Origin of the sequence: Pantoea agglomerans, assembly GCF_020149765.1 — a bacterium.
Lineage (GTDB): Bacteria > Pseudomonadota > Gammaproteobacteria > Enterobacterales > Enterobacteriaceae > Pantoea > Pantoea alvi.
The window spans coordinates 95,915-110,245 of sequence record NZ_CP083808.1; the positions used below are offsets into that span (position 1 = coordinate 95,915).

The window sequence follows — 14,331 nt, forward strand, 5'->3', positions numbered from 1 at the left end:
TCTCAGGCGGGCTACTCAGCCCGCTTTCCCTCCGAGCTGCGCCTGTAAAAAGTTCAGCAGCACGCGATTGACCTCGCTGCGCTGGCGATGCTGCGGGTAGACCGCATTCAGGCAGAGCGGCGCGGGCTGATACGGCTCCAGCACGCTCACCAGCTCGCCGCGCTTTAGCGCCGGCTCGACAATAAATCCCGGCAGCAGAACCAGCCCCAGTCCGGCGACCGCCGCGTCGCGCAGCACCTCGCCGTTATTGCTTAACATCGGGCCCTGAACCATCACGCTTTTGCTTTTTCCCGCCAGCTGCAGTTCCCAGCCGCTAAGGGCTTCTCGTCCGTAGCGCAGACAGGCGTGCTGAGCGAGATCCTCCGGCGTCTCCGGCGTACCCGCGCGCGCCAGATAGGCGGGGCTGGCGCAGATCAGACGCCGCTGCTCGCCAAGGCGGCGTGCAATCAGCGTTGAATCCGCCAGCGCGCCGATGCGAATCGCCATATCGAAGCCTTCGCCGATCATATCGACATAGCGATCTGCCAGCTCGATGTGAAACTGCAGCGCGGGATGCTGCGCCAGGAACTGCGCGATCAGCGGTGACAGATGACTCATGCCGAACGACATCGGCATGCTGATGCGAAAGGTGCCGTGCAGCTCCTGTCGCCGCGTCGACATCGCCTGCTCCGCCTCGTGGATGTCATCAAGAATGCGCTGCGCATGGGTCAGAAACAGCATACCCGCCTCGGTCACTGATAGTTTTCGCGTGTTGCGGATCAGCAGCTGCGAGCCGAGCGACGCTTCCAGCGCGGCCATTCGGCGGCTGACGTACTGCTTGGAGAGCATCAGCTGTTCCGCAGCGGCGGTAAAGTTGCCCGCATGGATCACAGCGACGTAAATACGAAGATCTTCAGTCTGCATATTGTCCACTTATTTGTGACAGTGATTGCCATTTCAGCCGATTTTTAAGAATTTTAGTTTACGGTATTGTCTGTTCCATCGGAAGGGCAAAAGCGCTTCCCCCTTACAACACAGGAGCAGACCATGATTGAGCAACGACTGTCAGAGCAACGCGGCCATGGCGACCACGGCTGGCTGAACTCACGCCACACCTTTTCGTTTGCGAATTACTGGGATCCGAAACAGAGCGGTTTTTCCGACCTGCTGGTGATCAACGACGACCGGGTTGCGGCTTCACGCGGTTTCGGCGCGCATCCGCACTCCAATATGGAGATCCTCTCTTACGTGCTGGAAGGGGCGCTGGAGCATAAAGATTCCATGGGCACCGGTTCGGTTATCGTTCCCGGCGACGTGCAGCTGATGAGCGCGGGCAGCGGCGTGACCCACAGCGAATTCAACCATTCGAAAAGCGAAGGCGTACACTTTCTGCAGATCTGGATTGTGCCGGCTGAAAAAGGAACGCCGCCCGGCTATCAGCAGATTTCGGTGCCGGAAAGCGAAAAACGCGGACAGCTGCGTCTGATCGTCTCGCCTGAGGGTGAAGATAGTGCCTTGTCGGTGCGTCAGGATATGCGCCTCTACGCCGGTCTGTTTGATGGCGACGAGCAGCAGACCTTTCCGCTGGACGAGACGCGCTACGCCTATATCCACGTTGCGCGCGGCAGCGTAACGGTAAACGGCATGCGTTTTAACGCGGGCGACGGCGCGCGCGTGCGCAACGAGAGCAGCCTGACTTTTAGCGAAGGCGACAATGCCGAAGTACTGCTGTTCGATCTGCGTCCGATCGAGGTAAACCATCCGAGCCGCTGATCGCTGACTCAAGCGCGTCACTGAAGGTGTCAGAACCTGACTGAAGTCACGCTGGCACCTTATTAACTAAAGCAGCACGCCGCATTTGCGGCGTGCTGCTTTGCGCTTACTTCTCGTTGCGCTCTTCCTCTTTCTCCAGCCCGAGCGGCACTTCATGATCCAGACGGTGCGGCTTCAGCAGCTGAATATCCAGGATCACATAGGTCATCGTGGTGATAAACAGCGAGATCACGCTGCCGATCACGCCGCTGGTGGTAAAGGTAAAGAAGTTATACATCACCACCCAGGTCACGCAGATAAACAGCGCCAGCGCGACGTTAATCGCGGAAAACGAGTAGTGGGTCGTGCGCGCGCCGAGATCCATGATCTGCTTATACAGATTGCCGCCGGTGTACTTCTCCAGCAGCATGATTGAGCGCTCCCAGTTTTGCAGCCGACGGGCGCTGCTGCGGGTGACAAACAGGAACAGCAGCGACAGGAAAAAGCCGGAGAAGGCGATCAGCACCGGCACCGCCTGCAGCGCGTAGTCGAGGCTTTTATGACCGGTGGTATGCGAAAGATCCAGCGTCAGCGAGGCGCCCAGCGCGCCATAGAGAAACACGAACAGCGCGAGGAAAAGCGCGTTGCGCTTCCAGTCGCTCTCGACTTCAACCATCCGCTGCGCCCGCGCGCTGTACAGCGCCTGGCGTATTGATTCCGCCTGCGCGGAATCAGGCTCGAGCTTCTCTACCGGCTCGCCGAAAAAGGTGTGCAGAAACGGCTCATCCGCTTTTTCAATTATCATTTCTTTTATCCATACAGGTGATACGCGATGGGCACAGTGTAATGGAGGGGTGCCGCATGGCAAAGCGCGGCTTTCAATCTGGGGCAGAGTGCGGTGGCGCGTTCTGAAAAGGTTTTTACCCTCTGCTAAGTCTGCGCCGTTGAAGGTCACTTAAATGGGTGGGCGAATCGGCGTATCTTAAATTCTTTAGCCGGTTGAGGCTGGAATAAGTGCAGCGCCGCTCAGTGAGCGAAACACTATTGCTGAGAGGTGCGCCGATCGAGGCACGACAACGAAAAAGACCCGCAAAGCGAGCCTTTAATTTATTAGGTGCTGATATTTATTTGCTTGAAAAAATAAAAGACAGAACGACATGAGATATTTTTATTGCGCTATAGAAAGTTAACATCATGACTAGCGGTTTAGACAGCCTTTCTGGCGCAGTAAACCAACAATTGAACGCCACATTTGCACCGCTCAGCAATGAGGCCGCTATCAATATACCCAAACCAGTCGATATGCCTTTTATTAACTTTGGGTTAACTTTCATTTACCATGAGCACCCATCACTGCCGCAGTTGCCTGAGTTTGATCTTCCGCTACCGCCGTCTCCACTAAGACTGCCTCTGGATGATCCTCCGGCGCAGTCGGGGCTATAACCACTATTAGCGTTAGCACCAGCAACCTTTTCCAGCTGCGTGGCATTCAAAATTTCCATATTCGACTCTCCAGTTTTTAATTTAAACAGACTAAGCAGCGCTGCATTTTTTTTATATCAACCGGAGAAAAAATAAGCAAGATTCAGGAGGTGCTTAAAATGTTTAAATCGACGATAGATTACACAGCACTTTTGACAGGCAGGCTTTTAGCACCGAAATCATTTCTAATGAGAACAGATGCAACCAATTTTTTACCAGTTATCGAGATATGTATAGCGTTGTTTTGATTCAGTGAATTAAAGGTGTTAAAAATAACAATTACTTCACAGCCACTATGAATTTATAGCCATTGAGGGAGAAGGTTTTCACAAGGGAGCGAGGCCATATTTATCATCGCCAGACGGATTTTATTCTGTTTATTATTATTCAGCGGCCAGAGAATATCTAAACCTCCCTGGACTTGCTCCATAGAGATTGCATGGATAGCAACGCCTGCTTCAGGCAGAGCGCGAAGACTGTGCAGATGAATGTCCGCTAAGAGCGAGGAGCGGACGTTCAAAGTTGTTCTCACCAGCACACCTGTGGTTACTGACAGTAATCGGGGATACCATCAGCTATTCATCTTTCACTCTCTCCTTGAGTCAGCATTACGTTCAAGGGCTGAAATCAATTACTTTGACGAGACATTTCATTCAACCCCTGGAGATATTTGCATTCGGTGTAATCTCAGGCCATTTTCCTTTTAGTTATGTCCGGGTGAATGGCGAAGATGTTCTCATTCTGTTTGAAATATCTCCCCACTGACAACTATCAAAACGTCCGCTTTTGGTGCTTTTCGGATCCCGGCATGTTAACGCAGAAACCCTGTGCCAACAGGCTGCACCAACCTGGGGGCGATTACTTTATTTCTGTGCGCAAACCCCAGAAACCAGCCCCGCGGGTTGGCCCGGGTATGTTTAATCACGGTTTAATGTCATTGCAAAAGAAATAAAATAAAACATAGCGAAACAAATGAACCGGACCTTGAATATGGCAATCATTAAAGGGATGTGCAATATATTTAACACTGCATTAACACAGTGGGTGATAATCATGCCTCTCTGCTCAGCATAATAAATCCGGCAGGGAAAACAGGAGTTGGCTTTTATTTCAGTACATACAAATCCTGAAAATAAAGGAGGCTGCTGCACCAGTGAATACCATCGCAGAAAAACTGTAATACCCATTCAGCGCAGAAAATAAATTTATTTCATCAATGATAAGAGGAAGCATCGTGAAATTTAAAAATATGACTGTGTTAGTGAGTATGGTGCTGCTGTACTCGGCTCAGGGGATGGCGAGGCAGTATGATGCCCTGCATCAGGCATTGCCCTAAGCAGCCCTAAAGCCACCTTCCTTCTCGTCGGGGCCGGGGTGCCGGCGGGGCCGGGGGACAGGGCGGAGCAGGAGGCGCGTTTGGCGGTACGGGTGGTCAGGGTGGTCAAGGGGGGCAGGGCGGCCAGGGCGGAAATGACGGCAACGGTGCCGGAAATTCCAGTCAGAACGGCAACAATTCAAACAATGACAACGGCAGTAAAAACGGCAACGGTGCCAATCAGGGCAACAACAGCAACAACGGCACCGGAAACGCCAACGGCAGTCAGGATGGAAACGGAAACGATGCCGGCAACAGCAGCAGTGGCGGCGGCGACAGCAGCGGTGGCGATGGCGGCGATGGCGGTAACGGCGGTGATGGCGGCGACTGATGTCTGGCTGATTACCCGACTACAGCTCCTGCCTTTGTCCGGGCGGGCAGGAGCATTCAGTTTTCACAGCACAGGAACTCCTTATGAAAAAGACCAGATTCTGTACAGTTTTGATGGCCGCTGCACTGGCAGTGGCGTATCCGGTTTACTCGCTGGCCCAGACGGCCAGCGAAGCAGATGTCGCATCCTCAGATCAGTCTGCCGTGCCTCATGCAGGCAGCGACGGCGTCAAGGGCAGTGGTGACAACGGCGGCGCCGGCGGAAAAGGGGGAGCTGCGGGCAAAGGCACAAACGGGGGAAATGGCGGCAATGGCGGGAACGGGGGAAATTCCGGCAGCTCCGGCGACAGCGGCGATGCCGGTGGAGCGGGTGGAATGGGTGGTGCCGGTGGAACGGGTGGTGCCGGTGGAGCGGGCGGTGCCGGTGGAGCGGGCGGCGCGGGTGGAGCGGGCGGCGCGGGTGGTGCCGGTGGTGCTGGTGGTGCCGGTGGCCACGGCGGAAGCGGCGGACAGGGTGGTAACGGGGGAGCCGGTGGCAAAGGCGGCTCGGGAGGCGAAGGTTTTCTGAAAAGGGTTTTTGAATCGCCACAGGTTTAACAGACACCTCAGAGCCATTTAAGATGACTTAAAGAGAGGTGCCCATGAGCGGTAAGCGTTATCCCGAAGAGTTTAAAATTGAAGCGGTCAAACAGGTTGTTGATCGTGGTTATTCTGTTTCCAGCGTTGCAATACGTCTTGATATCACCACCCACGGCCCTTACGCCTGGATAAAGAAGTAATAAAGAACAGTCAGATGCTCCGGCTGAGATCCGCCGTCTCCAGAAAGAGCTGAAGCGGGTTACCGACGAACGGGACATATTAAAAAAAGCCGCGGCGTACTTAGCAAAGCTGTCCGACTGAGGAACGTCTTTAACCGTGACAACACCCGTTGCTGGCCTGTTCGCCTGCTCTGTCGGGTGCTGGATGTTCATCCCAGTGGCTTTTACGCCTGGCTTCAGGAGCCGCATTCACAATGCCATCAGGCAGACCTGAGACTGACAGGACAGATTAAACCGTTCTGGCTGGAATCGGGATGCGTCTATGGTTATCGCAAGATCTATCTGAATCTGCGGGACAGCGGGCAACAGTGCGGAGTCAAAAGAGTCTGGCGACTGATGAAACGTGCCGGGATAAAAGCTCAGTTCGGATACCGGAGCCCGCGTGCTCGTAAAGGCGAGGCCAGTATCGTGCCGCCCAACAGGCTCCAGCGACAGTTCAATCCGGATGCTCCGGATGAGCGTTGGGTAACGGACATTACCTACATCAGGACCCACGAAGGCTGGCTCTGTCTTGCCGTGGTTGTTGATCTGTTCTCACGCAAAGTTATCGGCTGGTCAATGCAATCCCGGATGACAAAGAACATTGTCCTCAACGCATTGCTAATGGCTGCATGGCGGCGTAATCCCCAAAAACAGGTGCTGGTTCACTCTGATCAGGGCAGTCAGTACACAAGCCATGAGTGGCAGTCGTTCCTGAAATCACATGGACTGGAGGGCAGCATGAGCCGTCGAGGTAACTGCCACAATAATGCAGTTGCAGAAAGCTTTTTCCAGTTGCTGAAGCGTGAACGGGTAAAGAAAAAGATCTACGGAACGCGGGAAGAAACCCGCAGCGTTTTTTTGATTACATCGAAATTTTTTATAACAGTAAGCGTCTGCATAGTTCTGGCGATCAGATGTCACCGACAGAATATGAAAACCAGTATTATCAACGGCTCGGAAGTGTCTGGATTATCCGTGGCGATTTAGGCTGCTTTTTTATCACGCGGGCTTATTGCTTGCCGGCATAGTTAAAACATTAAGAACTGGCAGTCGAAAGGATTGAAAAAGAACTTGTGCATTACTTTTAATAAGCAGGTCTGCTTCTGGCACAAAGCGGACATGCTAAAAAATCATGATGGCTGCCAGGACAACATCAGGTCCTGATACAGGAATATCGGGGAGCTGACTGACTGATTTTCATTTTGTTATCTTCTCAACAGCAAGACTATTTTGACGCCCTTGCACCGCTCATGCCTGGGGCCCCGTCATGGCCTCCATTACTGCCTCCGCTCCCTCCCATACCACCTACTCCCCCGGGTCCTGCATCACCGCCATTACCGCCATTACCCGAGCCATCGCCATTTCCGCCATTGCCCCCGTTTCCACCGTCCTGACCGCCATCCCCCCCATCTCCGCCATTTCCATTACTGCCCGCACCTGCATTTCCTCCGTCCCCTCCGTTACCGTCACCACTGCCATCTCCACCATCTCCGCCGTCACCGTCAGCCCATACAGACGAGCTGACAAGACCAGTAACAACAGCAGAAGTTACCGTGAAAACGGTAACGAAAGGTCTTAGTAAAGCTGATACAAAAATAATGAAGAAAACGCCTTTCCGGATAATCTCTCGCATCAGATATCTTCCTCTCAGTCTTTACTCTTCAGGGTTAAATATCACCACCACCATCACCACCATCACCACCTGACGAATTGTCGCCACTGCCCCCATCGCCGCCATCCCCACCGTCAGCGCCGTTGGTGCCCCCATTTCCGCCATTACCTCCATCAGAGTTATTTCCTGTGCCGGCATTGCCGCCATTTCCTCCATTACCACCGGATTCGCCCGGGCCACCATCACCGCCGGTGCCGCCGTTTGCGATCAGGACAAAAGCGATGGCTGATCTCTGTACGGTATAGAAAGGAATGGCACAGGCTGCGTGTGTGATAATCGTGAGTGCACATAAACTGGGTTTCAAAAATCTGATAATGCACCTATATGGATTTGGGCTGGTCATTGTTGCCCCCGTTTCCCCCATTACCACCAGCTGAGTTATCAGCTGCACCACCGTCGCCGCCATTTCCGCCATTAGCGCTCGGGCTCATGTTTTTATGATGTTTGTGGTGTTTATGGTGAGAACCTGGTTCTGCTCCGGCGCCATTGCCGCCATTGCCTCCATTGCCTCCATTCGGAGCTCCATTTCCTCCTTTGCCGCCATTTAGGCAATCAGTACCGGGAACGCCGTCTTTACCATTCTGACCATCAGGAGAGTTGCTTTGCCCATCCTGACCATTTTGGCTCTCACAGGCAGAAAGTTGTGGGGCAGCCACTATCTGAGTACTAGCTGACACCTGAAGGGAAAATATCCCGTGAAATAAAGGGACCAGGGTTAATAAATACCGTTTTCTGTACATAGTTATTAAACCTCTTGATGAGTAGCTGCCACAAGATGTGGCAGCTGTGGCCAAATGTTACGGTGAATTAATTAAGCACCATCACCACCATCACCACCATCACCACCGCCATTTCCATCTCCGGAGCCATTGCCGTCTCCAGAGCCATTTCCTGTTCCATTATCATTACCGCTACCATTGCCGTTACCGCTGGCACTGTTATTACCACCGTCACCCCCATCGCCGCCCGGGGAGTTGGCACCAGAACCACCATCACCGCCATTACCGCCATTAGCATCACCGATTAAAACGTAGGGATGTACCGAATGAGATGTAATGGGCATACTGTGAAGAGTAGAAGCGGCAGACAGACGAGCTGTTGCAACCAGTAAAAAGCCTAAAACAAGAGTGATTTTGTCAGATCTCATAATCCATCCTTAAAAGTAATAAATACATGAGAAAAACAAATTGCTTGTAAACCTGCATACAGGGATTTTTCAGTTAATTAAAAAAAATCGTAAAAGGAAAGCACAGGAGGTGTAATAAAAAGTGTCTGTAGATTAGATTATGTGTATAAAAAGCGATAGCCTTTGACTGCTTTTTAAATGCATGTTTTGGATGGCACTAATTTATTATACTAACTCTTAAAGGGAGATCTCTGTCACGATCACATTTTTTACAGGCTGAAACGCATTACACTTATATGAAAACCTTCGCCTAATAATAAAAACATGACAGCTTATTAATAGATCGCATTTATAAAATCAATCCTCGCGTTATTTCAGAGATTAAAAATCATAGAAGAGCTTATGAACATGATTATCTGAAGCTAGAGGAGGTGCAGCAATCAGGCATAGTCAGGCTGGAAGGATTAAAAAAGTATACTGCCCATAGCCATATAAAAAAGAGCCAGATCACGTAATTTACCTTACAGCTCTCGACGGATACGAATTCCATATATATGAGAGATTTGAGAGGTGAATTTATTTGTAATCTGAGACACCGGTGTACGCAGGCTCAAATGCATGCGGTCCAGCGAGGCAAGCAGGCAAGAGGTGTTGCTTCAACGCAGCGTGACCGAAGAAGTCAGGTCGCCAGCTCCAATAGCCGCTGCAAGTGCCTGTGCCTGAACTGGTTCATCGCCCAACTGGCGTATCAGCGCGCCAGTTACCACCGAAAGTAGAACTGAAATCAGCGTAAAAATGCCAAAAATAACCTGTGCCTGGTTTACTGCTTTAGCGTTCTCAGCCACAGCCGACTCGCTGTCCTTCATCTGAAGACCGAACATCGTGTTCGGTGCGAACGGTAAATTTCAGTGAACAGGACGTTTGAACTTAAGAAGGTAGTGGGCCATTTCATGAACTTTACGTTGCAGACCCAGCTGTACCGCCTTTTCATCAGTTGGCATAGCTTTAAGTTCAGGGTTCTCCATTTCACGGTATTCCTTGCCTCCTGCAGATATTCATCATACGGTCAGCGCCAGGCGATTTTTAACATAAAGGGTTTTGCCCCCTGGAGAGCCCTCAGCGCGATTCAGAGGCCTGACGGCCTTTGCTGACACCTTTCCGGCAAGAGCCCTGAAAACGCCTCTGATGATTCCGGCGCGTTTACATGGCCAGGCAGTGAGATCTGATCTCCACCGATTAATGCATGCATATTTGGAAACGCCCGCTTTTGGCACAGAGCAGACATTGAAAAACCCAGAGTGTTCAAGGAATTTATCCGTTCATTCCATTAGTCTACTCCTGAATTCAGTTGCAGAATTGCATCCGGGCCTTTTTCCAATGCCGGCCCCTCCTTGACGGAAATGCTCACATCATTCCCATGACCTGCGACATATCTTGCCTGCACGCCATATGTTGCATCGATTTTTATGTTATGTAACGAAACATCCTGGATTGGGGATTCCGGCAGGCCGCTGAAAATCATGGCATAGGTCGCTTTAGTCGCCATTATATCTGAGAGGGCTATCCCACTAATTTTTGGCGTTGAAGCCGTAACCGGGTTCGTTTCTATCGGCTGCGTAAAAGTATCACCTTGTGCTCCTGCCTGGCCGCTGTAGCTGTTGGTCACCAGAACTGGCGTGTTTACATTGGACAGGGTGAGATGACTGGCGATAAGAGGGCCTATGGCATTGCCTCTGTCTCTGGCTGATTTAATGCGCACGCCATTTTCCGTATTCAGGAAGGTGACACGACTAATCGTCACCTTTCCGATACCGTTCGCGGTTTCACTCCCTACAGAAATACCGTGGCCATCACGCATAATGGAGTCATGGATAGTGATATCCTTCGATGCTGCTCCCGTGCCGTTGACCAGCCCAGACTTAATGGCAATATTGTCATCACCCGTTGCAATATCCATGTTTGACACAGTAATTTTCTGAGAAGAAACAATGTCTATTCCGTCAGTGTTCGGCGAGGTGACGGGATTGGTGATCTTCACTTTATTCACATTAATATCGAAGCTATTGCGAATAACAATGTTCCACATTGGCGAATTAGTCAGGTGTAAGTTTTCAATTTTACCCTGCGTGACATTATTGAGTTCTACAAACCAGGGGCGCGGAACACCATTTGCCAGAGGAATGCCGGGAAAGCGGTCGGTGAAAATTTTTTTATTCCCACCTCTTACTTCGCCCCGTATTTTTAGTGCTTCAGGCCACCAGGTTTTCTCACCATTGCCATCCAGCTTACCTCCGCCTGTAATGGACACATTTTTCACACTATCGGCGAAGATAAAGGCTTCATTCACTCTGGCTGGATGCCCGATAAACGCTGAAATGAATTTTCCCTCCTGATTGCTGGCCTTAAGCGTTGCCCCTTTTTCAATTTTTAGCGTGATATTATTTTGTAACTGCAGCGGCCCACTCAACCAGAGCCCAGGCGATAGCTGGACGGTTCCTCCACCGCGTTGACTACATTGCTGAATAGCCTGTTGAATAGCATTTGTGTTAAGGGTTTTTCCGTCAGATTTACCCCCAAATTCCTGGGGGTGACAAACTGAAGAGGCGGCTTGCGCTAAACAAGACGAAAAAGAAACACAGCAGGCCAGGGTAATCAGAGATTTATTCATGCATCCTCAGCAGATTAAATTATTCAACGGCCGTCAGGCAGGGCAACCAGTTTTATGGTATCAGGTAGCGTAAATACGCCATCCTCGTCTTTGTACCTGTTATTTTGTTCACTTTGCTTCCTTAGCGAACCAGTGACGGACGTTTGGCATCATAGCGCCAGTTATCAATTAAGAATTGCATACCCAGCGCATCGTTTCGGTTCTTATCTGGCAGCATGTTGTAAAGTGCATGCGCCTGTTCGACGCGTTCCATATTCAACTCGATGCCCAGACCTGGACCGGGTGGCAATTCCAGATAGCCATCGCGGATCTGCGGCGGCTGGTGCGTCAGTTGCTGTCCGTCCTGCCAGATCCAGTGGGTATCAAAGGCGGTCTGACGTTCACCAGGCGCCGCCGCGCCAAGGTGCGCCACCATAGCCAGTGAGATATCAAAATGATTATTGGAGTGGCAGCCAGTGGTCAGACCCCATTCGTTGCACAGCTGCGCCACCACGTTGGCGTTGCGCATGGTCCAGAAGTGCGGATCGGCGAGCGGAATATCGATAGCGTTAAGTTGCAGCGCATGGTGCAGCTGACGCCAGTCGTTAGCGATCATATTCGTCGCGACCGGCACGCCCGTGGCGCGACGGAATTCCGCAAGCGTTTCCCGGCCTGAATAACCCTGTTCTGCACCGCAAGGATCTTCCAGATAGGGCACTTTCCCCGCCAGCTGTTTACCAAAGCGAATCGCTTCATCCAGCGACCAGCTTGCATTGGGATCGACGGTTACGCGCGCGTCAGGAAAGCGCGTCAACAGCGCTTCGACCGTTTCAACCTCCACTTCGCCTGCCATCACGCCGCCTTTTAGCTTGAAGTCACGGAAGCCGTACTGCTCAACTGCCGCTTCAGCCAGCCGTTGCACTCCAGCACTGTCCATCGCGGCCTCATGACGCAAACGGAACCAGCCATCCGGCGCCTTGTCTCCCGAGCGATATTGCATATTGGTGAGCCTGCGATCGGCGATGTAGAACAAATAGCCCAGCACCGGGATGCGGTCCCGTTGTTTACCGCTGGCAAGCAAGTCTGCAACTGGCAGGTTAAACAGCTTGCCTTGCAGGTCCAGTAACGCCGCCTCAATGGCTGCAGCAGCGTTATAAAACTTCTCCGGGTTCATCTGCGGAATATGAATATCGTTGGTATGTGAGGTTTGCTGCTGACGCGCCTCGCTGTTAAAGAGCTGGCTCAGCGTGGCATTAAGACGTAGCAGCGAGCTGCCCTCAATTAAAGGGCAAAACTGTTCCAGCAGCTGCAAGGTCGATGCATGACAGGGGGTTTCGCCCCCACCGGTGTGCCCGGCAGAATCGGTCAGAATGACGATAATGCGTGTAAAGAAGCAGTTATGAGCCCCCCCGATATTCAAAAGCATGCTGTCGTAGCCAGCCACCGGTACGATGCGCATGGAGTTAATGACTGGACTGTCTGACATGGTGTCTCTCCTTATAACCCAAAGGTGGGGGAGCAGGTTTGCTGCGCAGCAACAGCCACAGGCCGGTAGCCACTGACACACTGGTCAGCGCGTAAAGACCACCGGTGGTGCTGCCTGTGTGCATTTCAAGATAGCCGAACACCGCAGGCGCAAAGAAACCGCCAAGGTTACCAATGGAGTTGATCATCGCAATGCCTGGTGCAGCGATCGCTGCGGGTAGTTCACTCTGCGGCATCGGCCAAAAGAATGCGGCGCTAACTTTAGAGCCAATACAAGCCACAATCATCGCCACAAAGCCAAACCACGGCGTGCCGAGCGTGGCCATAAAGGTGCCGCACGCGGCGAGCAGCATGGCGATTCCGAGACCTTTATCCAGCTTATCGCGATAACGATCGGTAACTTTACCCAGCAGAAACAGAGCAACGATAGCGAATAACCACGGGATGGCCGTCAGCAGTCCGGTTTCAAAACTATTGAACCCTTGAATACGTTGGATAATTTGCGGTAACCAGAACACCAGCGTGTAGCCGGTCATCGTCATAGTGAAGAAGATCAAGCAGTAGGAAAGAAGGCTGCGGTCGGTGATCACCCCCCAGCGATCGTGCGCGACGGCATGCTCTTCACGAGCGCTATCTTCCAGGGCCAGCTGCTGCGCCAGTGCCTGTTTTTCCGCATCGCTTAGCCATTTTGCCCCTTCTGGTTTCGATATCAACACAAGCGCCGCCAGCACGCCGATTACTATCGATCCACCACCTTCCATGAACATTACCCATTTCCAGCCCGCAAGCCCACCAACATCATGCATCATCAGGATTGCGCCTGTGAGCGGGCCAGAAAACAGGAAAGCGCTGGCGGTTGCACTTAACACCATTGCGGTAGCTCGCCCTCGCCAGGCATTTGGCACCCATTGACGGAAATAGTACAGAACGCCAGGGAAGAAGCCCGCCTCAGCTACGCCAAGCAGGAAACGCAGCAGATAAAAATGCAGCGGCGTGCTAACGAAACCGGTAAGAACTACCACCGCTCCCCAGGTTATCATGATGCGCGTGAGCCACACACGCGCGCCGTATTTTTTCAGCATCATATTGCTGGGCACTTCAAACAGCGCATAACCAATAAAGAAAAGCCCCGCGCCTAAACCGAAAGCAGCAGCGCTAATGCCAGCATCAGTTTGCAGTTCGGCTTTAACGAAGCCAATGTTGGCGCGGTCAATCTGATTAACGATAAGCATCAGCGCCAGCATGGGAATAATACGACGGAAAAATTTGCCGATTGCAGAAGCAATATGAGCTTCGTGATCGGCCGATAATTCATGTAGTTGTTGTGTCATGCGTCACCTGTTGGGGAGAGAAAACACCGTTACAGGTATACGCAGAAGAGTGGGTGAGGAGTTATGTGTTGTTGCCCTGGAACTATTAGGCAAATGCCGTGCATTTTTTAATTTTCATGAAATTATGTAAATTTACGCCGAAAGGTTTCGTGTTGGTTTGTGCGCTGGCTCACTCGGGTAGTTATGTCCGCTTTTGGCACTGAGCGGACATGCATACAGGACAATGTCCGCTATGAGCAAGAAACGGACAAAACCTGAGGTCATGACAGGCTTAAACAGGGCGAATGGATTTCTCAATCGCGCAAACTGCACGCAAGAGACTGCTGTTTTTCAGAGTAGAGCATCAGAAGAA

The 14,331-nt window shown here is 51.8% G+C and carries 13 protein-coding genes and 1 pseudogene; 2 read left to right on the plus strand and 12 right to left on the minus strand.

Going from position 1 to position 14,331, the window contains the following annotated elements; genetic code table 11:
• Window positions 1-15: 15 nt before the first annotated feature.
• Window positions 16-903 carry a LysR family transcriptional regulator gene (locus LB453_RS00470; protein WP_103797047.1) on the minus strand — a complete coding sequence of 296 codons (888 nt, stop codon included), beginning with the start codon at window positions 901-903 and terminating at the stop codon, window positions 16-18.
• Window positions 904-1,026: 123 nt separating this feature from the next.
• On the opposite strand from LB453_RS00470, the gene LB453_RS00475 reads away from it, so the two are divergent.
• Window positions 1,027-1,752 (plus strand): pirin family protein, encoded by a 726-nt coding sequence (locus LB453_RS00475; RefSeq protein ID WP_103797048.1) that lies wholly within the window; start codon window positions 1,027-1,029, stop codon window positions 1,750-1,752.
• A 106-nt stretch (window positions 1,753-1,858) separates the two neighbouring features.
• On the opposite strand, the gene LB453_RS00480 is transcribed toward LB453_RS00475, so the two are convergent.
• The 3 genes from LB453_RS00480 to LB453_RS23280 form a co-directional block, all read right to left on the minus strand.
• On the minus strand, window positions 1,859-2,536 hold the full coding sequence (locus LB453_RS00480) for a hypothetical protein (protein WP_103797049.1): 678 nt from the start codon (window positions 2,534-2,536) through the stop codon (window positions 1,859-1,861).
• A 978-nt stretch (window positions 2,537-3,514) separates the two neighbouring features.
• Window positions 3,515-3,745: a hypothetical protein gene (locus LB453_RS00485; protein WP_146053855.1), complete on the minus strand. Its 231-nt coding sequence runs from the start codon at window positions 3,743-3,745 to the stop codon at window positions 3,515-3,517.
• Between the two features lie 1,362 nt (window positions 3,746-5,107).
• Window positions 5,108-5,533 carry a hypothetical protein gene (locus LB453_RS23280; RefSeq protein ID WP_199187357.1) on the minus strand — a complete coding sequence of 142 codons (426 nt, stop codon included), beginning with the start codon at window positions 5,531-5,533 and terminating at the stop codon, window positions 5,108-5,110.
• A gap of 26 nt (window positions 5,534-5,559) precedes the next feature.
• Between LB453_RS23280 and LB453_RS00495 the strand changes: the two are divergent.
• Window positions 5,560-6,746 (plus strand): annotated as a pseudogene (locus tag LB453_RS00495) (IS3 family transposase).
• A gap of 277 nt (window positions 6,747-7,023) precedes the next feature.
• On the opposite strand, the gene LB453_RS23285 reads toward LB453_RS00495, so the two are convergent.
• The 8 genes from LB453_RS23285 to LB453_RS00535 all read right to left on the minus strand — a co-directional run bounded on the left by LB453_RS23285 (window position 7,024) and on the right by LB453_RS00535 (window position 13,979).
• The gene (locus LB453_RS23285) at window positions 7,024-7,245 is read right to left on the minus strand and encodes a hypothetical protein (protein WP_158253403.1); all 222 of its coding nucleotides are present in this window, start codon (window positions 7,243-7,245) and stop codon (window positions 7,024-7,026) included.
• Between the two features lie 127 nt (window positions 7,246-7,372).
• On the minus strand, window positions 7,373-7,576 hold the full coding sequence (locus LB453_RS00505) for a hypothetical protein (protein WP_224481422.1): 204 nt from the start codon (window positions 7,574-7,576) through the stop codon (window positions 7,373-7,375).
• A 134-nt stretch (window positions 7,577-7,710) separates the two neighbouring features.
• The gene (locus LB453_RS00510; RefSeq protein ID WP_103797050.1) at window positions 7,711-8,130 is read right to left on the minus strand and encodes a hypothetical protein; all 420 of its coding nucleotides are present in this window, start codon (window positions 8,128-8,130) and stop codon (window positions 7,711-7,713) included.
• Window positions 8,131-8,197: 67 nt separating this feature from the next.
• Window positions 8,198-8,407: a hypothetical protein gene (locus LB453_RS00515; protein WP_224481405.1), complete on the minus strand. Its 210-nt coding sequence runs from the start codon at window positions 8,405-8,407 to the stop codon at window positions 8,198-8,200.
• Window positions 8,408-9,172: 765 nt separating this feature from the next.
• A complete protein-coding gene (locus tag LB453_RS00520; RefSeq protein WP_103797052.1) occupies window positions 9,173-9,397 on the minus strand; it encodes a hypothetical protein in 225 nt (74 codons plus the stop codon).
• Between the two features lie 446 nt (window positions 9,398-9,843).
• On the minus strand, window positions 9,844-11,184 hold the full coding sequence (locus LB453_RS00525; RefSeq protein ID WP_103797054.1) for a glycoside hydrolase family 28 protein: 1,341 nt from the start codon (window positions 11,182-11,184) through the stop codon (window positions 9,844-9,846).
• 121 nt (window positions 11,185-11,305) lie between these two features.
• On the minus strand, window positions 11,306-12,649 hold the full coding sequence (locus LB453_RS00530; RefSeq protein WP_103797055.1) for an enolase C-terminal domain-like protein: 1,344 nt from the start codon (window positions 12,647-12,649) through the stop codon (window positions 11,306-11,308).
• Complete coding sequence (locus tag LB453_RS00535) at window positions 12,627-13,979, minus strand: MFS transporter (protein ID WP_103797056.1); 1,353 nt, start codon at window positions 13,977-13,979, stop codon at window positions 12,627-12,629. The genes LB453_RS00530 and LB453_RS00535 overlap by 23 nt, the downstream gene beginning before the upstream one ends.
• Window positions 13,980-14,331: the final 352 nt, after the last annotated feature.